The 25,983-nt window shown below is 70.7% G+C and carries 21 protein-coding genes and 1 pseudogene; 13 read left to right on the forward strand and 9 right to left on the reverse strand.

Annotation, left to right across the window (positions count from 1 at the left end; all coding sequences use genetic code 11):
- Positions 1-9 precede the first annotated feature (9 nt).
- Positions 10-1,203: a methyltransferase gene (locus ACZ4VT_RS05260; protein ID WP_467946850.1), complete on the reverse strand. Its 1,194-nt coding sequence runs from the start codon at positions 1,201-1,203 to the stop codon at positions 10-12.
- Positions 1,204-2,011: 808 nt separating this feature from the next.
- Entirely contained in the window at positions 2,012-2,362 is a 351-nt protein-coding gene (locus ACZ4VT_RS05265) for a tetratricopeptide repeat protein (RefSeq protein WP_362802344.1), read from the reverse strand.
- 105 nt (positions 2,363-2,467) lie between these two features.
- Between ACZ4VT_RS05265 and ACZ4VT_RS05270 the strand changes: the two genes are divergently transcribed.
- Positions 2,468-3,433, forward strand: coding sequence for a pirin family protein (locus ACZ4VT_RS05270; RefSeq protein ID WP_467946768.1), 966 nt, complete (start codon positions 2,468-2,470; stop codon positions 3,431-3,433).
- A 325-nt stretch (positions 3,434-3,758) separates the two neighbouring features.
- On the opposite strand, the gene ACZ4VT_RS05275 is transcribed toward ACZ4VT_RS05270, so the two are convergent.
- On the reverse strand, positions 3,759-4,511 hold the full coding sequence (locus ACZ4VT_RS05275) for an alpha/beta fold hydrolase (protein WP_467946770.1): 753 nt from the start codon (positions 4,509-4,511) through the stop codon (positions 3,759-3,761).
- Between the two features lie 369 nt (positions 4,512-4,880).
- Here ACZ4VT_RS05275 and ACZ4VT_RS05280 point away from each other — a divergent pair, with 369 nt between their 5' ends.
- The 10 genes from ACZ4VT_RS05280 to ACZ4VT_RS05325 all read left to right on the forward strand — a co-directional run bounded on the left by ACZ4VT_RS05280 (position 4,881) and on the right by ACZ4VT_RS05325 (position 15,904).
- A complete protein-coding gene (locus tag ACZ4VT_RS05280) occupies positions 4,881-5,354 on the forward strand; it encodes a MarR family winged helix-turn-helix transcriptional regulator (RefSeq protein ID WP_467946772.1) in 474 nt (157 codons plus the stop codon).
- A 210-nt stretch (positions 5,355-5,564) separates the two neighbouring features.
- Positions 5,565-5,810 carry a hypothetical protein gene (locus ACZ4VT_RS05285; RefSeq protein ID WP_467946773.1) on the forward strand — a complete coding sequence of 82 codons (246 nt, stop codon included), beginning with the start codon at positions 5,565-5,567 and terminating at the stop codon, positions 5,808-5,810.
- A 989-nt stretch (positions 5,811-6,799) separates the two neighbouring features.
- Positions 6,800-7,336, forward strand: a complete 537-nt coding sequence (locus ACZ4VT_RS05290) for a PadR family transcriptional regulator (protein WP_467946775.1) — start codon at positions 6,800-6,802, stop codon at positions 7,334-7,336.
- The gene (locus ACZ4VT_RS05295) at positions 7,333-8,052 is read left to right on the forward strand and encodes an ABC transporter ATP-binding protein (RefSeq protein ID WP_467946777.1); all 720 of its coding nucleotides are present in this window, start codon (positions 7,333-7,335) and stop codon (positions 8,050-8,052) included. The genes ACZ4VT_RS05290 and ACZ4VT_RS05295 overlap by 4 nt, the downstream gene beginning before the upstream one ends.
- The gene (locus ACZ4VT_RS05300; RefSeq protein ID WP_467946779.1) at positions 8,049-9,593 is read left to right on the forward strand and encodes an FtsX-like permease family protein; all 1,545 of its coding nucleotides are present in this window, start codon (positions 8,049-8,051) and stop codon (positions 9,591-9,593) included. Before ACZ4VT_RS05295 ends, ACZ4VT_RS05300 begins: the two co-directional genes overlap by 4 nt.
- A 132-nt stretch (positions 9,594-9,725) precedes the next feature.
- Positions 9,726-10,586: an alpha/beta fold hydrolase gene (locus ACZ4VT_RS05305; protein WP_467946781.1), complete on the forward strand. Its 861-nt coding sequence runs from the start codon at positions 9,726-9,728 to the stop codon at positions 10,584-10,586.
- A gap of 83 nt (positions 10,587-10,669) precedes the next feature.
- Positions 10,670-11,503, forward strand: a complete 834-nt coding sequence (locus tag ACZ4VT_RS05310) for an alpha/beta fold hydrolase (protein ID WP_467946783.1) — start codon at positions 10,670-10,672, stop codon at positions 11,501-11,503.
- 164 nt (positions 11,504-11,667) lie between these two features.
- Positions 11,668-13,722: an ATP-binding protein gene (locus tag ACZ4VT_RS05315; protein WP_467946785.1), complete on the forward strand. Its 2,055-nt coding sequence runs from the start codon at positions 11,668-11,670 to the stop codon at positions 13,720-13,722.
- Positions 13,723-14,186: 464 nt separating this feature from the next.
- Entirely contained in the window at positions 14,187-15,209 is a 1,023-nt protein-coding gene (locus ACZ4VT_RS05320; protein ID WP_467946787.1) for a hypothetical protein, read from the forward strand.
- Between the two features lie 125 nt (positions 15,210-15,334).
- On the forward strand, positions 15,335-15,904 hold the full coding sequence (locus ACZ4VT_RS05325) for a sigma-70 family RNA polymerase sigma factor (RefSeq protein ID WP_467946789.1): 570 nt from the start codon (positions 15,335-15,337) through the stop codon (positions 15,902-15,904).
- Here the strand turns inward: ACZ4VT_RS05325 and ACZ4VT_RS05330 are convergent.
- Positions 15,891-17,705: an ATP-binding protein gene (locus tag ACZ4VT_RS05330; protein ID WP_467946791.1), complete on the reverse strand. Its 1,815-nt coding sequence runs from the start codon at positions 17,703-17,705 to the stop codon at positions 15,891-15,893. The genes ACZ4VT_RS05325 and ACZ4VT_RS05330 overlap by 14 nt on opposite strands.
- Before the next feature lie 658 nt (positions 17,706-18,363).
- Between ACZ4VT_RS05330 and ACZ4VT_RS05335 the strand changes: the two are divergent.
- Positions 18,364-18,687 (forward strand): annotated as a pseudogene (locus ACZ4VT_RS05335) (hypothetical protein); the annotation flags it as partial.
- A 280-nt stretch (positions 18,688-18,967) separates the two neighbouring features.
- Here ACZ4VT_RS05335 and ACZ4VT_RS05340 read toward each other — a convergent pair.
- The 3 genes from ACZ4VT_RS05340 to ACZ4VT_RS05350 all read right to left on the reverse strand — a co-directional run bounded on the left by ACZ4VT_RS05340 (position 18,968) and on the right by ACZ4VT_RS05350 (position 21,573).
- Positions 18,968-19,435 carry a cupin domain-containing protein gene (locus ACZ4VT_RS05340; RefSeq protein WP_467946793.1) on the reverse strand — a complete coding sequence of 156 codons (468 nt, stop codon included), beginning with the start codon at positions 19,433-19,435 and terminating at the stop codon, positions 18,968-18,970.
- Positions 19,436-19,598: 163 nt separating this feature from the next.
- On the reverse strand, positions 19,599-20,558 hold the full coding sequence (locus tag ACZ4VT_RS05345) for an alpha/beta hydrolase (protein ID WP_467946795.1): 960 nt from the start codon (positions 20,556-20,558) through the stop codon (positions 19,599-19,601).
- Positions 20,559-20,643: 85 nt separating this feature from the next.
- Positions 20,644-21,573 (reverse strand): NADP-dependent oxidoreductase, encoded by a 930-nt coding sequence (locus ACZ4VT_RS05350; RefSeq protein WP_467946797.1) that lies wholly within the window; start codon positions 21,571-21,573, stop codon positions 20,644-20,646.
- 145 nt (positions 21,574-21,718) lie between these two features.
- Between ACZ4VT_RS05350 and ACZ4VT_RS05355 the strand changes: the two genes are divergently transcribed.
- Positions 21,719-22,255, forward strand: a complete 537-nt coding sequence (locus tag ACZ4VT_RS05355; protein WP_467946799.1) for a MarR family winged helix-turn-helix transcriptional regulator — start codon at positions 21,719-21,721, stop codon at positions 22,253-22,255.
- Between the two features lie 59 nt (positions 22,256-22,314).
- Here the strand turns inward: ACZ4VT_RS05355 and ACZ4VT_RS05360 are convergent, their stop codons facing one another.
- Positions 22,315-23,823 carry an FAD-dependent oxidoreductase gene (locus tag ACZ4VT_RS05360; RefSeq protein WP_467946803.1) on the reverse strand — a complete coding sequence of 503 codons (1,509 nt, stop codon included), beginning with the start codon at positions 23,821-23,823 and terminating at the stop codon, positions 22,315-22,317.
- 51 nt (positions 23,824-23,874) lie between these two features.
- The gene (locus tag ACZ4VT_RS05365) at positions 23,875-25,869 is read right to left on the reverse strand and encodes an AfsR/SARP family transcriptional regulator (RefSeq protein ID WP_467946804.1); all 1,995 of its coding nucleotides are present in this window, start codon (positions 25,867-25,869) and stop codon (positions 23,875-23,877) included.
- Positions 25,870-25,983 lie beyond the last annotated feature (114 nt).

Raw genomic sequence — 25,983 nt, forward strand, 5'->3', positions numbered from 1 at the left:
ATGGGCAGGTCACACGGGCCGCGGACGATCCTGCTTGACCGCTCGCAGAACCACGAACTTCGGCTCGCTCGCGACGACTTCGCTGTTGCCGAAGAGCCGGCGCAGATGGGTGTGGTAGCCCATGTGCCGGTTCGCGACGATCCACAGCTCGCCGCCCGGCCGCAGCACCTTGCGCGACTGGGCAAACATCCGCAGCGCCGTCGCGTCCGTGGTGGCCTGGTGGGAGTGGAAGGGCGGATTGCTCAGCACCAGGTCCACGGACGCGGGCGGCAGCATCGCCACTCCGTCGCCGACGAAGAACTCCGCCGTGCGCCGGCCCTCGCGGACGTTCGCCCGGTACGTGGCCTGCGCGGAGGCGACCGCCTGGTACGACTCGTCGGTGAAGACGACCTCGGCGTCCGGGTCGTGGACCTGGACCGCCGCGCCGACGACGCCGTTGCCGCAGCCCAGGTCGACGACCCGGGCCCCGTCGGTGTTGGTCGGCAGGTTCTGCAGGAAGAAACGGGTACCGACGTCGAGCCGGTCCGCGCAGAAGATCCCGGCGTGGTTGACCACGGTCAGGCCGGAGCCCGAGCCCGCGTCGTCGTCCACCGTGTACGTCAGCGGCCACGGCCCGGGGGTCGTGGGGCGGGTCGCCCCGGGAGTGCCCGGCGTACAGAAGATCAGCCGGGCCTTCTTCTCCGCGAGCGAGGTCTTCGTGGGGCCGAGGATCTTCTCGAAGAGCCGCAGCGTGGAGGTGTGGATCTCCTTGACCATGCCGGCGCCGACCACGACGGTGCCCGCGTGCACGTGCGGGGCCAGCCGGTACAGCTGGTCCTCCAGCAGCGCCAGGCTCTTGGGCACGCGCACCAGCAGGACGTCGATCTTCCCGGGCGGCGGATCCTGCGTGGTCAGCAGGGTCACCGTGGCCTTGGCCGTCCCGATCCCGTTGCGGTCCAGATTGGCCGCGGTGGCGGAGCGGGTGAGGGCCGAGTCGGTGATCTGCGTCGGGTGGTACGCGGCGAGCGCCGTCGTCAGCGTCCCCCAGCGGTCCCCGAGCACCGTGATCTGGCCGGCGGAGGCCAGATCCACCGGCCCGCGCTCCCCGGTACCGGAGTCGAGGTGGCGCAGCAGGTACTCGTCGGCGGCGTCCCAGGCACGGAGCCGGTCGCGCGGGTCCTCGGGGAAGCGGGTGAGCTCGTAGGAGCCGAAGGGTGTGGTCAGGCGGTTCATATGAGTCCCAGGCTATCCGAGCCGACCACCGGACCCCACACGCACGTGGCCGAACACCCGAACGCCCCGCTTCCGGCGCGGGAACGCGAGACCCGCGCACGAGAGAGCCCGAGGGCGAGGTGTGCACATGTACGGGCGCGATTCACCCCCGGTGCCGGCACGCGGAGCGGCGCGCACACGCGGAACCCGGCGGCCCATCCCCGCGACCTCAGCAGCCCCCCTGCGTGGGGCGGGACACCCGCAGGCGCGGACGGCCGTGCCCATCCGTGGACCGCGTCCCGGCCCTGGCCGCGACGCACAGTCGATCAGCGAAGCACCAGAGCGCCGGGCACTTGGCCCTCGAAGATCTCGATGAGCCAGTCGAAGACCGCCGGGCCCTCGCCGGCCCGCGCCGCAGCGAGCTGTTCGGCCACCGACGGGCGGTTCGTGGGGTGGCAGCGCCTCAGCCGGGCCGGGCGGCCTGCCTACGGCGGTCGGGCCGCCCGCACGAGCGGGTCCGGGCAGTCTCGTATGCGATCGGGGCGGTCTGCCGCTGCGGATTCGTTCCGCACACGCAGAGCCACGCACAGGCGGTCCGGCAGCCTCATGCGCAGGGGCTCTGACCGCCTGCTGGTGCGGTTGTGCGCGGATGCGACCGTCGGTACGCACCGGTCCCGGCCGCCCCCGGACGCGAGACGGGTCGTCGCACGCGCGCGCGGGCGTCCGCATGCGTCGGTTCGGTCCGGGCCGCCTCGTGCGGGCGGGCGGCCGCTCATGTACGCGGGGCCGGGCGGCGCCCGCGCAGCGGCGGGCTTGCCCGCTACTCGGGGAAGTCGCCGGCCATCGCCGCGGCCACCCGCAGGTACGGGCGGGCCTCGGCGGCGCGCCCCAGACGCTCCAGGGTGCGACCGAGCATCAGCTGCGCGTAGTCCTCCACCGGCCAGCGCTCCAGGATGGCGCGCAGCTCGTGCTCGGCGCGGGAGAGCTGGGCCGAGTGGTAGTAGGCGCGGGCCAGCAGCAGCCGGGGCGCCAGCTGCTCGGGCACCTCGCCCGCCAGCCCGTCCAGGATGCGTGCGGCCGTCGCGTACTCCTTCGCGTCGAAGAAGAGCTGGGCGCGCGCCCAGCGCTCGGCGGCCGTTCCGTGCTCGAAGTACGTCCCCGGCGCGTTCATCGTGTCCCTTCCGCCGTTCGGGTGGTCCGTCCGGTGCCACCAACACGCCTGGGCGGTGGAACATTCCACCCGCCGGAGCCACCACCGCGGGGCTAGGTTGTCCGCATGAGCAATCTCGATCGCCAGCCCGCTCTCTCCGCCTGCGGCGGCCGCGGCTTCGTCGTGGCCGAGCCGGTGCGCGAGCTCCTCAGCCCGCGCACGGTCAAGCTCGGAGAGTCCACCGAGGTCCGCCGACTCCTGCCGAACCTGGGCCGCCGCATGGTGGGCGCCTGGTGCTTCGTCGACCACTACGGCCCGGACGACATCGCCGACGAGCCCGGCATGCAGGTTGCGCCCCATCCCCACTCGGGCCTGCAGACCGTGAGCTGGCTCCACGAGGGCGAGGTGCTCCACCGCGACAGCGAGGGCAGCCTCGCCACGATCCGCCCGCGCGAGCTGGGTCTGATGACCTCGGGCCGCGGCATCAGCCACTCCGAGGAGAGCCCGCGCCCGCACGCCCGCTTCCTGCACGGCGCCCAGCTGTGGGTGGCCCTGCCGGACGCCCACCGCAACGTGGACCCGCACTTCCAGCACCACGCGGAACTCCCGCACGTCACGGCCCCGGGCCTGACGGCGACGGTCATCCTGGGCACCCTGGACACGGCAACCTCGCCCGGCACGGCGTACAGCCCGATCGTGGGCGCGGACCTGACCCTCGCGTCGGGCACAGAGACCCGCCTCCCGCTCGAACCGGACTTCGAGTACGCGGTCCTGTCCATGTCGGGCGAAGCCCACGTCGACGACGTCCCGGTCCTCCCGGGCTCGATGCTCTACCTGGGCTGCGGCCGCACGGAGCTCCCCCTGCGCGCCTCCTCGGACGCAAGCCTGATGCTCCTGGGCGGCGAGCCCTTCGAGGAGGAGATCGTGATGTTCTGGAACTGGATCGGCCGGTCACACGATGAAATCGCGCAGGCCCGTGAAGACTGGATGAACGGGTCCCGGTTTGGCGAAGTGAAGGGCTACGACGGCCCTCCGATTCCGGCTCCCGAACTCCCGCCGGCGCACCTGAAAGCCAGGGGAAGAGTGCGTTGACCTGCTGGTCTGTGCGGGGCGAGGGTCGGGTGCGAGGAGCTGAGCACGTCCGCATCGCGGGTTGAGCGGAAGGCTCCTGGGCTAGCGTGGTGCCTCACCGCCAGGGTGCCTGGGCGCGCTGTGCCTGTTCTCGTGTGGAGGCGGCGTCTGAGCGTGCCATGGACAGGAGGTGGGGGAGCCGCCCGGCTGCTTGGGTGTTCCACCAGCAGTGGGCGTCGGGCGAGAACGCAGCTTTGGGGACGTTGTCGATGGCGTAGAGGTTGCGGCCCAGGCCGCGCCAGCGCAACGGCGCCGATTGGAGCCCAGACCGTCGGTGCCCCGGCGGTCACGCGCCCAGATCTGCCCAGAACTTCTCCAGGACGCCGGCCGCGGTGGCGGGGTCCTGGAGCATCCACCAGTGGCCCAGGCCTTCGAGGGGCTCGAAGTGCGCGCCGAGAGTGGCGGCCACCACCTGTGAGGCAGGACCGTCGAACGGGTCGAGCGTCGGGTGGAGGACCAGGCCCGGAGTGCTGGTCGGTGACATCAGCTCCGTCCCCCAGTGCGCGTACGGATTGGGGGTCGCGGATCGGTACAGTGCGAGGACGGACGAGGCCATGGTCTCGTCGAAGCTCTCGCCCATTGCCCGGGCGTCCTCCTCGGGAGCGCCTGCGGCTCGCAGTTGGCCGGAGGCGCTGAGAGGACTCGTGGGGTCGGTGTCCTCCAAAGTGGCGGTCGCCCACGCCTCTCCCGATACCGGTGTCTGCCAGAGCTGTGCGATGTCATGCCATACGTAGGCAGGATGAAGGATGCTGGCGACATCCACGGACCAACTGCGCAGAGCGACACGGGACCTGACGGCGATCCGTGCCACCAGGAGGCCTCCCCAGTCGTGTCCCACGAGGTCGATGGGGCCATTGAGCTCGTGCAGTTTCCCCTCCACCCACTGCACGTACTCGTCCATGGACGAGCCGAATCCGTCGGGGAGGGGCGCACCGAATCCGGGAAGCCGCAGGGCGACCGAGGCGGTGCCCAGGCGGGCCCGCAGCCGGTCCCACAGATCACCGGTCTCGGGTACGCCGTGTACGAAGACTGCCGTCATGAAGATTCCTTCTTGTTCGGGAGGCAACGGATGGCCGGGTAGCAGTGGCCCATGGCCCATCCGTGACAACGGCGGTATCGCGGAACAGGTTCACCAGACCTCACACGGTGGACGACACCCCGACACAGGCCGGTTCACGGGTTCGCACCGCCGCCCCGCCGCCGTCACGCACACCGGCACGGATACCCCCGTGCCGCGGTAGCGCTGAACCGGATCGGCTTGGCGTGCGGACGTACTGGCCGGGGCCCTGGGCCGTGTACCGGGTGGGGGCTTGGCCGGGGAACGGGGTATTGAACCGACGGCTGCTCCGTGCCGTAGGAGCGCTGAGGCCTGCGACCGTGCAGGCCGTCGGCAATGAGAGGAACGCCCATGACGCAGCCCCGGTCGCCGGCGTCGACCGACGAGTGCGGCGTATCGCTCCGGGACGATCCCTCCTTCGCCCTGTACGTGGCGGCACGGGCATGGGTCGGGCACTACCGCCCGTTCCTGGCGGAGCTCGGACTCACCTATCCCCAGTTCCTGGTGATGCAGGTGCTCTGGTCGCGCGGGCAGGTCACCGTGAAGGATCTGGGCGAGGAACTCGGTCTGGACTCCGGCACACTGTCCCCCCTTCTGAGGCGCCTGGAGGGCGCAGAACTGGTCGACAGACACCGCAGTGTCAACGACGGACGCCAGGTGCAGGTGTCCAGCACGGAGTCGGGCCGTGCCGTGCGCGATCGCGCACGCCGCGTCGTGGAATCGGCCCAGCAGGCCCTGGGCTACCCACCGGAGCAGTACGATGCCCTCATCCCTGCCCTGCACGCGCTGACCGGGCGCCTGCGCGCGGGAACGCCGCCGGGGTAGCCCAGTCGCCCCACCCTCTCCGGGCCTCTGGGAACGCCTCCCGCCCTGCCGCCCGCGAAGGTCACCGCCGATCGGGTGGAGGCGGCGTACCGGAACCATTCCCATGCCGCACGGCAGCCCGTAGGGTGAGACGGACTCCGGCGTCGCGTCACAGCGGACAACCGACGTACCGGCCAGGACGGCGGCTGGATCGAAACTTCGGAGAGTCCTTTGGAATGCGAACGCGCCCGTACCGCCTTTGCCACTCAGATGCTCGGCGGTCTCGACGGGCCGCAGCACGAGTGTGCAGCCGAGCACCTGGACCGGTGCCCGTCGTGCCGTGCCGAGCGGGACGAGCTGTTGGCCCTTCTGCCGCTGCTCGGCGCGGTGCGGCCCTACGAACTGGAGGGAGTGCCGGCTCCCGACCCCGAGCGGGCCGTGCGGGCCGCTCGCGAACGGGTGACTGACCGGGACTGACCTCCTCAGGACCGGCCCGGCAGGGCGACGAGGCCGACGTGCAGGAGAGCAGTGGTCCGCGTCCCGGAGAGCTGCGTCAGGACGTCGGCCCCCAGGGTCGGGAGGCTCATCGCCGCATAACCGTGCACGGAGTACGCGGCCAGGGTCGCACTCCGGTCCGGCCGCAGGGCCGGGGCGATATCTGTCTCCAGCGAGCCCTGTGACGCCGCGCCGAAAGCGACGCCGGCCAGGACGGCCGGTGAACAGGGCGGGCAGGATCACCAGGTGCATGCCTGCCAAGGACCCTGACGCCCCGAGCTCGCCAAAGCAACTGATGCGCTTGCGCGGCCGTCGGGTCGCCCCGACCTGACCGTTCCCCTCGGCGCGGCCCGGGCCGGCGTCACGCCGTTCACCCTTTACCGCCGCTGGAGCGACCTGCAGGAACTGCTGTCAGACGTCGCCGTCGAGCACCTCTGTGCGCACGCTCCGCCGGAGGGCCGCGGCCACTCGTCGGCGGACCTGGGGGGCTGGGCCGAACAGCTTCTGGAGGGTACGGGCTCTCCCGTGGGCCGTGCCCACATCCGTGACGCCCTCTCAGGTCGATCCCGCCACCGAGCCCGGCCCGGATCCCGACGTCATCCCCCGGCACGGCGCGAACTCTTCGGGGTGGCCGCGTCGGATGAACGGACCTCGGCCGCCCGCGCTCCACAGGTGGTACGAGGGGCACCGCCTCCCCCGACGGGCGTCGCTGCGGAGCCGTGGCACCTCCGGTTGGCGGGGGGCCGTGGCGAACTGGACCGTGTGGCGAAAGGGATGCGGGGCGCTGGGTTCGGCCGGCACTCCCGGCCTGCCTGACGTGCCGTCAATACCCTCGCGAGGGGCGCTGCCGTACGGGCCGCCGGTGCACTCCTCCTGATCCGCAGCCCATTCGGAATGACGCCTTCTCCCGTGTCTCAGCGCGGAGTTGTCTCTGCTTGACTGGTCTATTCGCTTGGTGAATAGTGAGGGACGTGTCCAACTCACACATCCTTCTCGGCCTGCTCGCGCCGCACCCACTGCACGGGTACGAGCTGAAGCGAGCGCACGACACTCGCCTGCCCAGCGCACGGCCGCTGGCCTTCGGGCAGGTGTACGCGACACTCAATCGACTCGTCCGTGACGGTCTGGCCTGTGCGGCGGGCCACGACCGGGCCGGCGGTCCGGACCGCACGGCGTACGAAGTCACCGACGACGGTCGCCGGTTGCTGCTCAACTGGCTGGGTACGCCCGAACCTCCCGCTCCACACCTGTCGAGCGTCCTCCTCGCCAAGACCGTGGTCGCCCTGCTCGTCGCCGACGAGGCCGGTGCCCGCAGACACCTGTCGGGGCAACGGGCCGCCCACCTGGCGCGCATGCGTGAACTGACAGCGCTGAAGACCACCCCGGGCGCGGCCGTCGCCGATGTACTCGCCGCCGACCTGGCGATCGCCCATCTCGACGCCGACCTGCGGTGGATGCAGACCGCAACGGACCGCGTCGCCGACCTGCGCCTGGAGGTGCACCGATGATCATCGAAACACGTGCCGTGACGAAGTCGTACGGCCCGAGCCCGGCCCTGCGCGGCGTGTCACTCGCACTGAGGCAAGGCGAGATCGTCGCCGTCACCGGCCCCAGCGGCTGCGGCAAGTCGACATTGCTGCACCTCATGGCCGGGATCCTGCGCCCGGACGGCGGGGAGGTCCTCTACCGCGGCGCCCGCATCGACGACCTGGGCGAAGCCAGGCGCTCGCTGCTGCGGCGCACCGACTTCGGGGTGCTGTTCCAGTTCGGCCAGCTCGTGGCAGAACTTCCCGCGGTGGAGAACGTCGCACTGCCCCTGATGCTGGGCGGAACCCGTCGGCGGCAGGCGACGGTCCAGGCAGCCGACTGGCTCGATCGTCTCGGTGTCGCCGAGCTGGCCAAGCAGCTGCCCGGGGAGATGTCCGGCGGCCAGCAGCAGCGCGTGGCGCTCGCCCGCGCCCTGGTGACGGGGCCGAAGGTGCTCTTCGCCGACGAACCCACAGGTGCGCTGGACACCCTCGCCGGAGAGATGGTCATGGGCCACATGGTCCGCGCGGCCCGCACCCAGGGCACCAGCGTCATGCTGGTCACCCACGACGCCACGGTCGCCGCCTACGCTGATCGCGAGATCCGCCTGCGCGACGGCATGCTGGAAAGCGACGACGACGCCTTGATCGGATCGGCCTGGGGACACTCCGGAGCCGGGGCGGAGAACGGCCGGTGAACCTGCTCACCACACTGCGCCTGTCGGTGGCGGGAAGCCGCTCGGATCACGTGCGCATCGTCTTGACCGCCCTCAGTTCGGCCCTCGGCACGGTAACGCTGCTCTGCGCCGCCGCGGTGATCGCGGTGCCTCCCGCCCTGGCGGTGCGCTACACCAACGACCTGCTCAACGAGAGCGGGCTGCGTCCGGGGGTCGCCCTCGCGATGGTGCTGCTGACCGTACCGGCCCTCGCCCTGGTCGCGCAGTGCAGTCGGCTCGGCGCGCCCGCGCGCGAGCACCGGCTGGCCGCGATCCGGATGGCCGGTGCGACACCACGCCAGATCATCCGCATCGTGGCCGTGGAGACGGGACTCGCGTCCGTCCCCGGGGCGGCGGCGGGATTCGCGGTGTTCCTCCTCGGCCGCGCCCTGCTCGACGCCCCCGACGCGCAGGGCCGTCGCCCCCTGCCCACGGACGTGCTGCCCCATGCCGCCGCCATGGCCGGCATCGCTTTGGGTGTCCCCCTGGTCGTCGCCGCACTGACCGTACTCACCCTGCGCAGGGCCGCTCTCACCCCCCTGGGGGTCGTCAGCAGGACCCGGCGCAGCAAGCCCCGCGTCACGCCCGGCGTGCTCATCGCGACCGGGCTCGGTGCCTGCGCACTGGTCGAGCCCGTGCACGCCTACTTCACCCGCAACCCGCGGGCCGACGACGCACCGTTGCTCATCGTCGGGGGGCTGGTCGTCATCGGCGTGCTCGCCGTCGGCATCGGCGTCGTCACGGGCACGGGCTGGATCACGTACACCATCGGCCGGACCCTTCAACGGTACGCACGCAAGCCCGCCGGACTTCTCGCAGGCCGCCGCATGACGGCCGATCCCTGGTCGGGCAGCCGTACCTTCTCCGCCATGCTCGTCGCGCTGGTCATCGGCTCGGCCGCAGCCGGCCTCGCCGCCCTGACGGTGGCATCCGTCTCCGCACAGCAGGAGAACACCCGCCGTTTCGCCGCACTGGTCGGCGAGCCGTACGAACCGGCGGGCACCGGCCTGTACGAACGGGCCTACGAACTCGTCGGATACGCCGCCCTGGTGGCCCTGGTGATCGCTGCCGCCGGGCTGCTCGTGGCGCTCGCCGACACGGTCCTCGCCCAACGGCGCGCACTCGCCTCCCTGATCGCCACCGGAACGCCCCGACGCATCCTGGCTCGCGCGATCGGCTGGCAGACACTTGCTCCCGTCGCCCCGGCCGTGAGCCTCGCAGTACTGGCAGGCGTTCTGCTGCCCCGCTTCGCGGTCCCCGACGCGAGCGACACCGCGGACATGCAGACCTGGCGCTGCTCACCACTGCCGGGAGACGGCATCGGCGCCTGCGAGGACCAGGCCTACTCCCAGGCACACAGTGTCCTGGTCAGCGCGGAGAAGGTCCCCGTCATCGTGAACACGCCCTGGGACCACGTGCTGATGCTCGCCGGAACAGCGATCACGGCAACCATGGCCATCACCCTCGTCTCCCTGCTCTTCCTGCGGATGAGCACACGAGCCGGCGAGCTGCGCACGGCCTGAGCTCCGGGATACACGCCGGTCCGCCTTTTTCTTCCGGGGGTTTGAACCAGGACCCGGCTTTCCGCGTAGCAAGCGATACCACCGGTGCTACGCGCACCCCGGTCCCCATCCCTCCGGCAAAGGAACGCAGACGTGCCCCACCAGTCCACCTCCGGATTCCCTCTCAAGCGCTTCGGCCACCTGACCGCAGTCGGTGTCGCCGGAGCCTCCCTCGCCTTCTCGATAGCCGGTACCGCCGGTGCGTCGGGTACGAACTCCGCCGTCTCCACCCCGAGGCCGAAGCCGACGATCGTGCTCGAGCACGGCGCGTTCGCCGACTCCACCAGCTGGAACAGCGTCGCCGAACGGCTGAAGAAGTCCGGCTACCCCGTGGTCGCCGCAGCCAACCCCCTGCGCGGACCCGAGCATGACGCCGCCTACCTGCGCAGCGTCATGAACAGCATCGACGGCCCGCTCGTCCTGGTCGGCCACTCCTACGGCGGCACGGTGATCAGCAACGCCGCCGTCGGCCACGAGGACAAGGTCAAGGCGCTCGTCTACATAGCCGCCTTCCTCCCCGACACCGGCGAAAGCTCTCTCGGCCTGTCGCACAAGTTTCCCGGCAGCACTCTCGGTGATGTCGTAGAAGCCGTGCCCTACAGCCTCCCCGGCGGTGTGACCGGCAACGACATCTCCATCAAGCCGGAGACCTTCCAGCGACAGTTCGCCGCCGACGTCCCGCGTGGCCAGGCTGCCCTGATGGCCACGACACAGCGCCCCATCGCCGCTGCGGCACTCGACGAAAAGGCCACGAAGGCAGCCTGGAAGACCATTCCCTCCTGGTCGCTGATCGCCACCGAGGACCTCAACATCCCTCCCGTCGCACAGCGGTTCATGTCCGAACGCGCGAACGCGCACACCGTCGAGGTCAAGGCCTCCCACGCCGTCCCCGTCTCCCGCCCCGACGCCGTCACCCGCATCATCCAGCAGGCAGCCGCCTCGACCTCCCGCTGACCGGCGCACCCGCAGGTGGCAGGCGGGCCCCTGTCTGCTCCTCAGCAATCCGGCCAATCCACGCACCGAGTCAGGAGAACCGCATGCCCTTCATCACCGTCGGCCAGGAAAACAGCACCACCATTGACCTCTACTACGAGGACCACGGCACCGGACAGCCCATCGTCCTCATCCACGGCTACCCCCTGGACGGACACTCCTGGGAGAAGCAGCTTCCCGTTCTGCTCGACGCCGGCCACCGCGTCATCACCTACGACCGACGCGGCTTCGGGCAGTCCAGTCAGCCCTCCACCGGCTACGACTACGACACCTTCGCCGCCGACCTCCACACCCTGATGGAAACCCTCGACCTCACCGACACCATCCTCGTCGGATTCTCCATGGGCACCGGTGAAGTCGGCCGCTACCTCGGCACCTACGGCTCGGCCCGCGTCGCCAAGGCGGCCTTCCTCGCCGGCCTCGAGCCCTACCTCCTCAAGACCGACGACAACCCCACCGGCGTCGACGCAACGGTTTTCGAAGGCATCCTCCGCGCCGTCACCCACGACCGCTACGCCTATTTCACCGACTTCTACCAAGCCTTCTACAACCTCGACCAGAACCTCGGCACCCGCATCAGCGAGGACGTCGTGCGCGCCAACTGGGCCACCGCCGCGGGCGCCTCCCCCTATGCCTCACGAGCCGCCGTCCCCACCTGGACCACCGACTTCCGGGCCGACATCCCCAAGATCGACGTCCCCGCCCTCATCCTGCACGGCACCGAAGACCGCATCCTCCCCATAGAAGCCACCGCCGAGCCCTTCCACGCCGCGCTCCCCGACGCCGACTACGTCGTCATTGAAGGAGCCCCCCACGGCCTCCTCTGGACCCACGCCGACGACGTCAACAACGCCCTCCTCGCCTTCGTCGGGAAGTAACGCCACCAGATCGGCGAACGCCTCGGCGCCGCCCTCCGCATGGGGGGCGGCGCCGAGGGCTGCCGCCCCGTACCGTTGGCCGAGTCGTCCCGGAGCCAGGTCCGGCGCGGGGCACTTCGCGCCCTGGTCAGAATTCACATTCGGTAGAGAGGGCCATTGAATCGATGAGCGGGAACGAAGGCGTCATCGACGACAGCCTGACCGTCGGCCGGGATCGCGCCTTCGTCGGGCGCCAGGCAGAACTCGCCCTGTTCAACGCCGCGTTGGCGGGCGACGCGCGCGCCTGCCCGATCCACTACCTGCACGGGCCGGGCGGTATCGGCAAGTCGATGCTGTTGCGCCGCTTCGCCAGGGAGGCTCACCGGGCGGGCCGGACGGTCGTCGAGGTGGACGGCCGGACCGTCGATCCGACGCCGGAGGGCTTCGCCGCGGCGGCTGGTCCGGAGGTGAGAACCCCGGGAGTGGTACTGCTCGTGGACACCTTCGAGAAGTGCCAGGGACTCGAGGGCTGGCTCTGGGAACGCTTCCTGCCGCGACTGCCCGCCGGCGCGCTCGTCGTGGTGGCGGGGCGCAATGCCCTCGACCCTCGCTGGACGGCCGATCCGGGGTGGATCGGCCTGCTCCAGGTCTCTTCCCTGCGTAACCTCGCGCCCTCGGACGCCACGGCCTTCCTCACCACGCGCGGCGTATCGTCCCGCGTCCACACGACACTGCTGTCGTTCACCGGCGGCAACCCGCTCGCGCTCGCGCTGGCGGCCGCCCTCGCGGTCAAGGACGAGGCGTCGACGTCCGGTTGGCGTCCCGACCAGGACGCCGTCGCCCTGCTCCTGCCCCTGCTGATCGGCGACACGCCGAGCTCTCTGCACCGCCAGGCGCTCGAGATCTGTGCCCACGCCTACGTCACGTCCGAGTCCCTGCTCCGCGCTCTCATGGGCGACCACGCGCCGGAGCTGTTCTCCTGGCTGCGCGTCCAGCCGTACATCGAGACCTCGGCCGCCGGGCTCTTCCCGCACGACGCCGTCCGGGAGTCACTGGAGGCCGACCTGCGGTGGCGCGACCCGGACGGGTTCGCCGCGATGCACGGACAGATGCGCCGTTACTTCCTCTCCCAGGTCCGCGCCGTACCCGAGTCCCGGGTGCTCCAGGCCACCGGAGCACTGACCTACCTCTACCGCGGTGACGGCCACATGTCGGAGTTCAACGACTGGCGCGACGCGGGCCTGTTCCAGGACCAGCCGTACCGCCCGGACCATCGCGACCGCGTCCTGGAGCTGGCGGACAGGGCCGAGGGCGAGGAATCCGCAGCAATGGCCGCCTTCTGGCTGGACCGTCGGCCCGAGGCGTTCCGCGTGTATCGGTCGACCCAAACCGGTGAGGTCCTCGCGTTCTCCGCCTGGCTGCGTATCGGGGAGCCGGAAGGCCTGGACGTCGATCCGGTGGTCGCCGCGGCCTGGCGGCACGCGCGGACGAACGGGCCGCTCAGGCCGGGCGAGCACTTGGCTCTGGCCCGTTTCTCGGTGTACCCCGACGCGTACCAACTCCCGTCCGCGCCGATGACTTTCATGCAGTGGCGCGCCACATCGGAGTACATCCGCGCCGACGGGCTCACCTGGTCGTACGCGGTGATGCGGGACAACGGGTCCTGGAACGACTATCTACGGGACCTCAACCTGCTGCCCGCCGACGAACGGCCCGCGGTCGGCGACCACCGCTACGCACTGTTCGGCCACGACTGGCGCGCGCAACCGGCCGACGCCTGGTTGCAGGAGAAGAGCGCAGCGATGCTGTCGGGCGCGCCCATGCCCCCTTCGCCGTCGTCGGCACGTGGCGGGCTGGTGGTGCTGTCACGGCCCGAGTTCGACGCGGCGGTCCGGGAAGCGCTGCGCACGTTGCGCAAACCGGCGGTGCTCGCCGGCAATCCACTCAACCGCAGCAGACTGGTCGTCGATGGCCGACTCAGTCTGTCCGAGGTTCTTGCCGCCTCCGCCGAGGCCCTGTTGGACGAGCGCAGTGGAGAGAAGCGTCATCGGGCGGTGGCCGCCACCTATTTCAGAGGAGCCCCGACGCAGGAGGCGGCCGCGGAGCGTCTCGGACTGCCTTTCAGTACCTATCGGCGCCACCTCACATCGGGCATCGACAGGATGAGCGACCTGCTGTGGCATCACGAGCTCCAGGGCACCGACCTGGCGAGCACCGGCGAAGCGGGCCGGCCTGCCTGACCCGGCCACCATGGAGATGACCGCGAGGCCCGGTGCCCGCTGCAGCGCGGTGGCGGGACGCTGGTGATCCCGCTCGCCGGTCCCGTCGGACGTGCCGAGAGGCGAGGTGAGCAGGAAACCGGTCTGTGAAGTGAGCAGCGGATGCCGACATGCTCATGCCCTTGAGTACGGAGAAGGGTGATGGGATGCATGTTGTGGTGTGCGGTGCGGGTCCTGTGGGCGCAGTGGTCGCCCTGCTGCTCGCGGCAGAGGGACATCGCGTGACGGTTCTCGATCCACGTCCCGTCCTACCCCCGACGCCGGAGCCGGATTTCCGGCGTCTCGGCGACGGGCTGGGGGCGGCAGGCGAGCGACCTCTCGTACTGCTGGCCGAGGCCATGCGCATGATGTCCGCCGAGCTGCCCGACGTGGCGCGAACCCTGGCATCCACGAGCGCCGTTGGTCATGGTGAGCCGAACCCTGTCGTGGACCGCACGCTCATCGCGGGCGTGCTGAAGGAGGAGATGTCCCGGACCGACGGCATCAGCATCGACTGCGGAGTCGGTATCGCCTCGCTCCTCACGGGCAAGGAGCGTCTGCCCGGCAGGCCGCACGTCCAGGGCGTCCTGACGGACGGGGGTGAGGCCGTGCTCGCCGATCTGATCGTCGATGCGGCAGGCCGAGGCTCGAACATGGTCAGACAACTGAGCGAGATCGGCGCTCCCCGGCCTCTGGAAGAGCGACAGGACAGCGGTATGCGCCTCTACACACGGCGCTTCGACTCACCCGAGACGTGCCCCGGCCCCGCAAGATGGTCCCTGCGCCACTTCGACGGCGTCACTGTGACGGCGGTGTCGGCGGGCCGGGGGAACTGCTCGATGACCCTGGGCATCAGCGACGAGGACCTCCAGCTCTACCCGCTCGCCGGACCGTCCGCGTGGAGCCGGGCGGCACGGCTCTACGAGCCGCTGCTGCCTCCCCTCACCGGGAAGCCCTCGCCCGGTGTATGGGTCACACCGCGGGTGGAGAGCAGCTACCGGCGGTTCGTTCTTGGCGGGCGACCGGTGGCAACCGGAACGGTGAGCGTCGGCAATGCGTGGGCGGCGGTCAATCCCCTGCTCGGTCTGGGGCCGTCCATGGGACTGCTGCACACCGTCCTGCTGAGGGACGCCTTGCGCCAGGTCGGTGTCGAGGACATCGTGGTGCGCTTCGACCGTCTCACGCAGGACCTGCTGTCACCGCTCCACCATCGGATCACCGACTGGGAGGAACGGCTCCCGGCGCGAAACGGAGGAGCTTCGGGGACTCTCTCGCCCCCTACAGCGGCCCCGGACGAGGAGATCGCCCGGCAGGACGCCACCCCGGTCACCCCGGTCACCCCGGTGACGCTGGCCCGGGACCTGCAGGTCAGGTTCTCACTGATTTCGGCCGACGCGCAGTCCTCCATCCGGACCGGCCCGTCCCGTGCGCGGCTGGTCGAGGCCCTCGCCCGCCGCAGCGCCACGTAGGTGCGGACGACACCGGCGAGCCGCGGCACTGGCACGCCGGTCCGACTGCCGACGTACCCCGGCCCGACACAGGAATGCGCCATGTCACGCAACCGGTCCATTGATCAAGCAAGGGGTGTCAGTACATGAGGCGGACATCGGAAGCCGGAACACCGATACCCGGCGCCACTGCCACCTTCCCGCGGCCCGATCCTTGCGAGGACTTCGTACACGCCGTTTACCACCATCACGCCACCCCCCTTCTGCGCTACGCGGCCCGCCTCCTCAACGGCGACTGGCACAAGGCCGAAGACTTTCTCCAAGAAGCCACCGCCCGCGCCTGGAGGAACTTCACCACCACCACCGACCCCGTCTCCATCCGTCCGTGGCTGTTCACCGTCGTTCGCAACCTGGCCATCGACCACCACCGCGCCCGTGCCGTCAGGCCGCCCGAATCCCCACCCGCCGACGACGTCAACCTCCCTGTCGACGACGCCATCGACGCGATCCTCACCACCCAGGTCGTTCTCGACGCGCTCGGCCGGCTCACACCTCCTCATCGCGACGTCATCGCTCTCGTCTACTACCGCGGCTACAGTGTCGCCCAGGCCGCCCAAGCCCTCGGCGTGCCCCCGGGAACCGTCAAATCACGCAGCTACTACGCCCTGCGGGCCCTGCGCGACGCCCTCCACGCAAAGGGCATCACCCACCGCTGACGCCGTTGTGTCCGGCGGTGTCACCGGGCTCCTGCCGTGGGAGTCGCGTCGGGTCTCCTTCGACGACCGCGGTTCCGTTGAGTTCACTACGCCACAGCAGATCGATGAGACGCTCGATTCCGCTGGTGAGGTGCCTGCGGTAGGTGCTGAACGGCAGTCCGAGACGCTCTGCTGCGGCCTCTTGGGTCGGGGTACCCGCGATGTACGTCATGGTGAGGGCACGGTGGTGCTTGTCGCCCGAGCGCCCTTCCCGAAGGACATCGATGCCGTTGGTGAGCAGCGCGCGCAGAGTCGTGGCGCTCTGGGCCACCACTCGGCTGTGGTTGAGGGGGTTGCGGGCGAGCGCGTCCGGGCGCCGGATCGCGCGGAGGGCGTCGCGCACTGCAGTGTCGAACTCCGGCCTGGACAGCACCACAAGTTCCGCGTGTTCCCCGGACGAGGACGAGGACGAGGACGAGGACGATGCGCCGCGCCTGAGCTTGTGGGCCAGGATTGTGTTCGACCTCTCCTCCAGCCAGGGCCCTACGGGCTGCGCCCGCCAGTCGTGGCCGAACAGGACGTAGGGGTGCGGACCGACGCGGGGTCGGCGGCCGACGGACGGCATCGCGAAGTGGTGCATGTACGCGTCCCAGTGTCCGTCGTCGCGCTTGACGACGAACGTCCAGGCCTGCCGGTCGGCCCGGAAGATCTCGCCCAGTCCGCGCCAGTGCATCAGATCCATGGGTGGCGAGGTGCGTTGGTACACCGGTGGGTGGACGTGGAATCGGGCCAGAGCGATGTACTCGCCGGGCCTGGTCGGTGCGGCCGACCGGGCGTGTGCCCAGGCCGCGTCGACGATCGGGTCGATGTCGGCGCCCAGCGGCTCGCGCAGGCGCAGCCACGCGAAGAACGCGACGATCTCACTCGTCTGAGTGGAGCGGTAGACGCGGAACGCCTCGGGCTGATGGTCGAGCCAGAACCGGCAGATGTCCGCGGACTCCTCGCCTTCCGCGGTTTCGGCCAGCTCCAGCACACGTTCGCGGTCCTCCTCGGCGTACGGCTCGTCCTTGACGTGGTCCCCGTCACGCCACTTGTGGAAGTTGGCCGAGGCTTCCTTGCGGTAGAGGTAGATGAGGGGGCTGGTGGCCTGGAGCAACTGCGCATCGGAAACCGTCCGTACCCGCTCGACGAGGTACTGGTGAACGGCTCTGTGCATGTCGGCGAAGCCGTCGGGGTCCCGCCAGCGCAGATCGGCTTCGAGCGCCTCACGCACCACGTCGTGCGGGAAGAGGCCCGCGTCCGTCGCTTCGATGAAGGGCTGCCGGCGCAACCAGGCGAACAACTCGGGCGCCTGTTCGCCTACGAGGGCCCGGAGCAGTGATTCCGACGTGACGTAAGAGTGCGCACAGATTTCCAGGGCCCTGCGGTGCGCCGGGGTGGGAATGTCACCGAGCAGCTTGGACAGCAAGGTGGCGATGACGTCCTGACTGGGCTTCCAGCCGGACTTGACTCCGCCCTCTTCCCTGACGGCCACGGCCGCCGCCAGCGAGAGGGCCAGGGGGTTGCCGCCGGTGAAGGACAGTACTGCCTGATGAGCCCCCGCCGGCAGGCCGCGTGCGTGCAGCAACCGGGCGGCATCGTCGGGGGGCAGGTTCCGCAAGGACGTCACGCGCAACAGTTGCGACCACCCGGGATCCGAGGTCCAGCGGGCGTCCGGCGCGCGGCGCCCGGCGATCACCACCACACTGCCCAGCGGGAGGCCGAGGAGGAATTCGTTGCGCAACCAGCCCTCCAGACCCTGGCAGCGTTCGAAGGTGTCCACCAAGAGCACCACTCCGGGCTCCGCGGGGATCTCCCCGACAGCCGTAGCGAATCCCTCAGGAGTGGGAGCGACCGTCCGGCCGTCCACCTCGATCACGGCGCGCCCTGCCAGGAGTCCCTCACGAGCCAGCCGTCGTACAAGGGTCGACTTGCCGATTCCCCCCGGCCCGTGCAGGAAGTGAACGGGGCAGGCTCCGGTCTCGCCCGCCAATGCGGACCGGAACAACGCCAGCTCCATGTTCCGGCCGACGAACGCCCGGTCGCGCGCCGCCTCCAGCACATCCCCTAGCGCACCACGCTGACGCACACATTCCCCTTCGGTCAACTCGCAACTCAACCGTATGGGAGGACCCCGCAGGCCGCCCAAGGTTCAAAGATTACCGGTCAGTAGGTTGCCTGCTCCCCGCCTCGGACACTGCTGTGGAGCGGGGTCCCTCCCGCGACCGAGGTGCGGAGAGCAGGTGGCTGAGGGCAGTCCGGCCCGGTTCGGCGGCCGGCTCGGCCTCGCGGCGATCGCTGAACCAGGGAAGCAGCGCGGACGTGGATTCGGGAACCTCACGGAGACGCGGGGGGTCTTCTTCGACAGCCCGGACGGACCACAGACCTGCTCCGGCACCGTTGTGCAGGACCCCGCCCGTCCGGGCCGCTCCAACCTCGGCCCGGCGGTGCAGGACCTCATCGGCGCCTGGGGGTACCCGGCGGCACCGCCGTTCGATGGTGCCACCATGCACTTCTGTGCGGGCAAACCGGGCCGCCTGTCGCTCAAGGACCGCGAACCGACGCTGTACCGGGTGGGCTGCACCATGACGGGCGGTTCCTCCGGCGGTGGCTGGTGCGCGGTCGGCACGGACGGACGGACCGTTCTCGTGTCGAACACGTCCGTCGGCCCCGACCCGTCGGTTTGGCTGGCGGGCCCCTACCTCGGCGATACGGCCAAGGCCGTGCTCGACAAGGTCAGTCTCCGGTTCGGGTCCCGCGGGTAGTGTTGTGGGATGGAACGCCCAGGACTGCTGCGGCTGTTGGCGCAGGATCGGAGGTCGGGCCGATTCAACTGACCGCCGTGTACGAGGCCAATGAGCGGCGGCCGGCCGTGAGCGCCACGCGCGGGTACCTTCGGCGGATGGACGGCCGCCTCACCCAGGACGCTCGAACCCGGATGTGGTGTACGCGATCGACCGCCTGACGGAGGGACCGTTTCCCCCCTCGCAGACATTCAGGGCGGCCGTGGAGCCGGGCGGGTTCGGGCGGTTGCCGAGTGGGGGTTCAGCGGGGCGGGCCGACGATGGTGTTGCCGCGCAGTGCGGCGGCTTCGGCGAGCTTGTCCTTGGTGATCTCGAAGCCATCCGGGCGGGGGGTGGTGATGTCGCGTCCGGCGTGCCGGAACATCTCTTCCATGCCGCCCGGAGTGGCTATGACCAGCAGGTCGGCGCGGTCGGAGGTGATGCGGTAGCCGTGGGGGATGTTGCGGGGCAGGTAGATGACGCCGCCTTCGGACAGTTCGTGGCGTTCGTCGCCGACCCAGACCAGCGCTTCGCCTTCGAGGAGGAGGAAGACTTCGTCCTCGCGGGTGTGGAGATGGAACGGCGGGGCTTCGTCCTTGAGGACGTCGAAGCGGCCGAGGGTCAGCTGCCCTTCGGTGGCCTGGCTGTCGAGGAGGATCGTGAACAGTCCGCCGCCGATCCATTCCAGTGTCTGCTGCTCGTCCCGTTGGGCGAGGTAGGGGATTGTCATGGCGGTCTCCTGGGGGTCGGGCCGCAGGCCGCCGCACTGGTGGGGCGGCCTGCGGCGTTGATGCGGGCGGGCTCGGGCCTGGGCGTCCGGCGAGGGCGTCAGGAGCAGCGGTGTGTCCAGTGCCTTGGCAACGCGGGTCGGGGCCGGCGCCCGGGTCTCCGGCTCACAGGGAGACGAGCGCGCGGACGCGGTCGGCTATGACGCGCCTGGCGGCGTCGGAGTTGAAGGCGATGCTTTCGAACTCGTGCGGCACACCGGGGTGGAGGTGGAACTCGACGGGCACGCCGGCCCGGCTCAGGCGCAGGGCGTAGGTGAGGTCTTCGTCACGGAAGATGTCGAGCTGGCCGACCTCGATGTAGGCGGGAGGGAGACCGGCGGGGTCGGTGATCCGGGCGGGCGCGGCATGCGCGGGGACGTCCGCCCCTCCCGCCCGGTCGCCCAGGAGTGCTTCCCAGCCGGTGCGGTTGTCATCCCAGGACCACAGCACGAACGGCGCGAGCTGCGGGTCGGGGGTCAGGTTGCGGTCGTCGAGCATCGGCATGACCAGGATCTGCTTGGCGATCGCCGGGCCCTGCCGGTCGCGGGCGAGGATGGAGACCGCGGCGGCGATGCCGCCGCCGGCGCTGTCGCCGAAGACCGCGATGCGGGCGGGGTCGACGCCCAGTTCGGTGGCGTGGTCGTGCAGCCAGGTCAGGGCGGCGTAGGCGTCCTCGACGGGGGCGGGGTGCGGGTGTTCGGGGGCGAGCCGGTAGTCCACGGCGAGGATCGGGGTGCCGCTGGCCGAGACGTAGCGGGAGATCGATCCGTCGAACAGGCCGATGTGGCCCAGGATCATGCCGCCGCCGTGGAGGTAGACCGCGGCCGGGCCCGGCTCGCCGGCGGCCTTGTCCTTGCGGGTGTACCAGCGCAGATCGATCTGGGCGCCGTCGAAGGTGGTCAGGCGGTAGCCGGTGGAGGTGACGTCGTCGGGGGTGGGCTGGGCGGTGTCGGTGTGGCCGATGAGCCCTTCCAGCACGGCGCGGCGCGCGGCGACGTCGCCGACCGGCGGGGGCGTGGCGTCGGCCATCGCGTCGGCCATCGGGGCGAGCGCTTCGGCGACCTGCGGGTCGAAGGCAAAAGACAAGGCGACATCTCCTTGGAACGATCGGAAGTACACGGCGTGGAAGGTCGGTCGGCGAGCCGTCCCGGCCTGTGGCCGGGCGACGCGGTCAGACCGTGATGACGGTCTTGCCGGGCAGCCGGCCCTCGGCGGCCGAGGCGTGGACCGTGGGCAGCTCGGCCAGCGGGCGCCGGTCGGCGATGTGGATGTGCAGGTCGCCGGAGTCGACGAGGGCGACCAGCTCGGCGAGCAGGTCCGCGTCGCTGCGGGCGAACACCCGCGCCACGCGCACCGCCCGTGCGGGGTCCGGGTCGGCGTCGGCGGTCGTGGACACCAGCACGCCGGCATCGGCGACCAGGTCGACCAACTCTGCGGTCTCGGCCGGTGAAGTCGTCACCAGATTGAGCACTACATCGAAGGTGCCCACCCCGGCCTCGGCGAGGGTCGTGGCGGTGTGGTCGACGATCCGGGCGGCGCCGTAGCCGCGCATCCGGACGGCGTGGGACGGTCTCGCGGTCGCGGTCACCACGGCCCCGGCCCGCGCGGCGAGCTGGACCGCGTACCCGCCGACGGCTCCGCTCGCCCCGTTCACCAGCAAGGACTGGCCCGCCGCGAGCCCGGCGTACTCGAACAACGCCTCCCACGCGGTCAGACCGACCGACGGCAGCGCCGCCGCGTCGGCCAGGTCGACCGCCTCAGGCGCCGTGGCCAGCACATGCGCGGGGGCGACCACGTACTCGGCGGCCGCGCCGGGCGCGTTCATCGGCAGGAAGCCGACCACCGCGTCGCCCACGGCGAACCGCTCGACGCCGTCACCGAGCCCGGCGACCGTCCCGGCTACGTCGATCCCCGGCACGTGGGGAAGGTCCAGCGGGAAGACCTCCTGGAGGTATCCCGCCCGGATCGCCGCGTCGACCGGGTTGAACGTGGTGCCGACCACCTTCACCAGCACCTGCCCCGCGCCCGGCGCCGGACGGTCTACCCCTTCGACCCGTAGTACCTCGCTGCTGCCGTAGCGCTCGTAGCGCACTGCCTTCATGACTGCCTCCTGAAATTGCTTCGATATCGAAGCGACTACTGCACTCTAAACATGCTTCGACATCGAAGCAATACCTTCGAGTCACGTGACGTGCGTCACTTGATTCAGGAATACGCTTCGATGTCGAAGTACTTATGATGGGCGGATGACCCCCGACAACACCCCGGACGCCGGCGCGCTCCGGCCCGAGCAGCTCGGGACGTACTTCGCGCTCATGGAGGCCGTGAGCCTGCTCCAGCGTGCCGTCGAGCAGCAGCTCCAAACGGAAGGCGACCTCAGCTACGTCCAGTTCCAGCTGCTCGCGCGCCTCGCCGACGCCGGCAGACCGCTGACCATGACCGATCTCGCGGACGGTGTCGTCTACAGCCGCTCCGGGCTCACCCACCAGGCCGGACTCCTGGAGAAAGCCGGTCTGATCACCCGCAAGCCTTCCTCCCGTGATCAGCGCGCCACGATGGTCACCCTCACAGAGGAGGGCCTCGCCAGGGTCGGCCGAGTTCTGCCCGGCCACATCGACGTCACCCGGCGCCTGCTCTTCGCCCCGCTCAGCGACGACGATGTCGACGCGCTCGGCGGCATCATGACCCGGGTCCGCGACCACATGCGCCAACAACCGGACAGCACCGCCCGCGGCCGACGCACCGCGCCGAAACACCTCCGTGGCGCGGTCCCGTCCGAGTAGCCCGCATTCGCGCCCTGGACGCCGCCTGCCGGGACGGGGGCGGCACCGGGACCGACTGCTCAGCCGCTGAAGACCGACGAGGCGGAGCCGCCTTGCTGATCGTCGCGCACCGTGGCGAGGATCTCCTCCCGGTCCGGACCCGGCGCGCTGTAGCGGGGGGCCGTTGCCGAGAGCGTGATGACCCGCTCCACGAGGCCACTCTTCATGAAGGCCTCGTCCGCGGATGCCAGCATCGAACCGACGTCACCCATGGCGCGCAGGATCTCAGGGTCCTTCAGGAGAACGGAGTCCACGGCTGTGCGCAACGCCCAGCCCGGATCGTCCGTCTCGTACCGCTCGCCGCGCACCTCGGCATCGATCTCCGCGACGCGGTGCCGGCTCCAATGGGCGTCCTCGTCCCACATGGCCCCGCACTCGTCGTCGATCTCACGGCTGACGCGCAGGGCGAGCTCTACGGCATCGGACGTGCCGAGCAGGCGCAGCACGTCACGCAGCAGCGCCGCGTGGCGCAGCCCGGTCGTCATGCCCATACCGAACTGCGGGTTGGTCGTCATCCGCGCGTCCCCGATCGCCACGATGCCCGTGGCGATCGGCTGCCCGTCGACGACCAGGCCACGCCGGGTGTTGTGGGTCCCGCCCATGACATGGACGTCGGTCAACGGGATGCCGTGGTTCCAATGGGCGGCCTGGGGATAGAGCGCAAGCACGCGGTTCCACACCTCCACGCGACTCAACGGACGGAGCTCTTGGTCCCGGTCCGAGGTGACCAGCGTCGTCGACCAGGTGTCGCCGTCTCCCGGCGCGGTGACGACGGAAATGCTGTTGTGGTGCGAGAGGGGCCAGGGCCGGGGAGCCGGCACCCCCCGCTCGTCGGCGCGGAAGTAGCGCGTGTAGTAGCGGAAGCCCGCTTCCTCGCGGACGACTTCGGGCTCGACACCCACCTGCGCGAGCAGGTCGGGCACCTCCGTCCGCCGCCCGGAGGCATCGACGACGAGGTCTGCCTCGATGCGCACTCCGGATTCGGTCATGACGCCGACGATGTGCGGGCGGCCGGACGTCCGGGACTCTCCGACGAGCAAGGACACCACCCTGGTCCCGCCGAGGATGCGCACTCCAGGCGTATCGGTGGCGGTGGCGAGGAGCGCGGCCTCAAGGACCGGGCGCCGGGCAGTGACGGTCTCGAACCGCTCGTCCCCCGCCTGCCGCGGGCCGGCACCTGCCACGCTCCAGGCACCGGAGATCATGTTGTACGTGTTGCCGCCGGCCTCGCGGATGCGGTCGACGGCGGCCGGCAGCTCCTTTTCCAGGAGGAGGAGGCCGGCCGGCATGAGGATGTGCGTGTGCCCGAACTGCTTGACGCCGGGCCGCCGCCAGTCGCCGCCAACCGTTGCCTCGACCGTTCGCGCGGCCGTGGGGTCGCGGTCGAGCACGGTGACGACGTGTCCGTCTGCGGCGAGAAGCATCGAGGCGGTGAGGCCGACGGGGCCTGAGCCGATGATGACCACGTTGGCCACTGGAACTCCTTGCGTTGGGGAAGATGCCCCACCATCCGCCGGAGAACTGCTCACCTACCAGCCCGCTTTACTGCTCAGTTGGCGCGGCGGCCCCGACGCAGGTCATCACGTCTTCTGGAGCGCGGCGGCGAGCTCGCTGAGGTACCCCGCGACGGGGCCGCTGGTGAGCAGACCGCTGCCGGCGCCGGCAAGCTCCGCCCCGGCCGGCGAGAGCGCGGTGTGAGCGCGTTCCATCGTGGCCCGGTCCGACACGGCAAGGGCGGCTCGCGCCACCACGGACCACAGAGCCTCGAACAGCAGGCCGGGGGGAGGATCCGGGAGTCTCCGCAGAACCGCTGCGGCCTCGCCCCCGAGGCCTTGGGCGACCAGGAGGAGGGGAGTCACCCACGGCTCGTGCGGCCCCCAGTCGGCCTGTGCGCAGATCTGCGTGTACTGCGCGTACTGCGCGCCCGACGGGCTCTGCCCGTGCCGCATCCGCAAGCACAGCAGGGCCAGTGGCAGAAGCCCGTGCTCCAGGCCGGGCATACCGACGCCGTGGAGCCGGGCCGCGGCCTCCCGACAGGCGGCTTCCGCCTCTGGCGCCGGCCCGGTAGCCGCGCGTCGCAGCGCCCGGTACCACTGGGTGAACACTCCCGCCAGCGGCAGCTCGTTCCGCTCGGCCAGGCGGTCCACCGCGGTCGCGTGCCGGTCCGCTCCCGGGAAGTCGGCCAGAGCGCTGCGCGCCTGGAGGCGGATGAGGTGCCCGAGCACCTCGTACGTGACCATCCCGTGCCTCGCGGCCAGGGTGATCAGCTCAGCGCCGATCCTGTCGCGGCGCGGAGACAGGCCCGCCCGGTGGAAGGTCTGCATGAAAACGCCGTTGAGCGCGAACGCCAGGAGGGCGGGGTCGTCCAGGTCGCGGGCGATCTGCTCGGCCTGCCGGGCCGCCTGCAGCCCGCGCGCCGAAGCGCTCCCACGTGACTCCAGGGCGATCGTGGCCAGCAGCCGGGCTCGTGCCACGTCGTGACCGCCCGGTCGAAGGGTCCTCAAGGTGCGCTCCGCCGCTGCCACCACGTCCGCCGCATGCCGGGGGTCGTCCACCCGCGTCCAGATCGCCGGAACGTCGTAGGCGCCGATCACGCGCGCGGTCAGGTCCGGGTTCCCCAGCTCTTCGGCCGCCGCGATCACGGCCGAGCGGTGCCGACGGGCCACCTCCAGGCCGCCGCCACCCGTCACCGCGAGATTGCGCAGCAGGCCTACGGTCGCTTCCAGGCGTGCCCGGGCCCCCGATGCCAGCGTGCGGTCGTAGGCGGCCGATGCCTCCGCCCACACGGTGTCCGCCGAAGAAATCGGCCCGGGAGCCCGGTCGAGGTGGTGTTCCTGGGTAAGGATGTCCGCCTCCAGGCGGCGCAGTCCCGGGCCGGGATCCACCCCCAGTTGCTCGACCAGCAGCTTTCGTGCACGGCGTAGCACCGCGAGCGCGTCGCCCTGGCGGCCCGTGCGGTACAGCGCGAGGGCCAGGAGCCGCCATGCGTCCTCGCGCCAGGGGTGCTCGGCCACGTGCGCATCCAGATCCGGAATCGCGTCCGCTCCACGACCGAGGGCCAGGCGGACCTCCGCCTGGCACTCCAGGGCGTGCAGCCTCAGCTCACCGAGGCGCGAACGCTCGGTGCGGGCCCAGGCCTCTTCTGGGAAATCCGCGAGGGCCGGACCCCGCCAATAGCCCAGAGCCTCCGCGAGCCGGTCGAGGGCCTGCTGCGGCGGCAGGGTGCGGGCGGCGGCGACCGCCTGCTCGAAACACCAGCTGTCGACGGAGCCGCGCTCGGCGCGCAGCGCATAGCCAGGGCCCTCGGTGACCAGGAGGCGAGCCGGAGTGCGGGGCCGACGCTGTGGTTCCAGGGCTCTGCGCAGCGCGGAGACGAACGTACGGACAGCACCGACCGCGTCCGCGGGAGGTACCTCCCACAGATCCGCCACCAGGCGGGTGACGGGGACGACCCGGCCCCTGGCGACGATCAGCCGGGCCAGTACGGCGCGGTGCCGAGGGCCCTTCAAGGCGATCGGTCCCCCTTCGTCGTCCCAGGCCGTCACCGGCCCGAGTATCCCGAATGTGACGTTCACACCTGACCGCCTTCCCGCTCGCCCTCTGGTGCCAAGTTATAGGTCGCTCATTCGATGCTCATCCACGGCCTCCAGGGTGGAGACACCAGCCCGCCCACGGAAGGAAGCCGACTC

This window comes from Streptomyces sp. NPDC029164 (assembly GCF_055563995.1).

Excerpts from the sequence above, each read along its gene's own strand:
- ACZ4VT_RS05265 (WP_362802344.1), bottom strand. The coding sequence starts at position 2,362 with ATGAACGCGCCGGGGACGTACTTCGAGCACGGAACGGCCGCCGAGCGC.
- ACZ4VT_RS05270 (WP_467946768.1), top strand. The coding sequence starts at position 2,468 with ATGAGCAATCTCGATCGCCAGCCCGCTCTCTCCGCCTGCGGCGGCCGC.
- ACZ4VT_RS05275 (WP_467946770.1), bottom strand. The coding sequence starts at position 4,511 with ATGACGGCAGTCTTCGTACACGGCGTACCCGAGACCGGTGATCTGTGG.
- ACZ4VT_RS05280 (WP_467946772.1), top strand. The coding sequence starts at position 4,881 with ATGACGCAGCCCCGGTCGCCGGCGTCGACCGACGAGTGCGGCGTATCG.
- ACZ4VT_RS05295 (WP_467946777.1), top strand. The coding sequence starts at position 7,333 with ATGATCATCGAAACACGTGCCGTGACGAAGTCGTACGGCCCGAGCCCG.
- ACZ4VT_RS05310 (WP_467946783.1), top strand. The coding sequence starts at position 10,670 with ATGCCCTTCATCACCGTCGGCCAGGAAAACAGCACCACCATTGACCTC.
- ACZ4VT_RS05315 (WP_467946785.1), top strand. The coding sequence starts at position 11,668 with ATGAGCGGGAACGAAGGCGTCATCGACGACAGCCTGACCGTCGGCCGG.
- ACZ4VT_RS05325 (WP_467946789.1), top strand. The coding sequence starts at position 15,335 with ATGAGGCGGACATCGGAAGCCGGAACACCGATACCCGGCGCCACTGCC.
- ACZ4VT_RS05340 (WP_467946793.1), bottom strand. The coding sequence starts at position 19,435 with ATGACAATCCCCTACCTCGCCCAACGGGACGAGCAGCAGACACTGGAA.
- ACZ4VT_RS05350 (WP_467946797.1), bottom strand. The coding sequence starts at position 21,573 with ATGAAGGCAGTGCGCTACGAGCGCTACGGCAGCAGCGAGGTACTACGG.
- ACZ4VT_RS05355 (WP_467946799.1), top strand. The coding sequence starts at position 21,719 with ATGACCCCCGACAACACCCCGGACGCCGGCGCGCTCCGGCCCGAGCAG.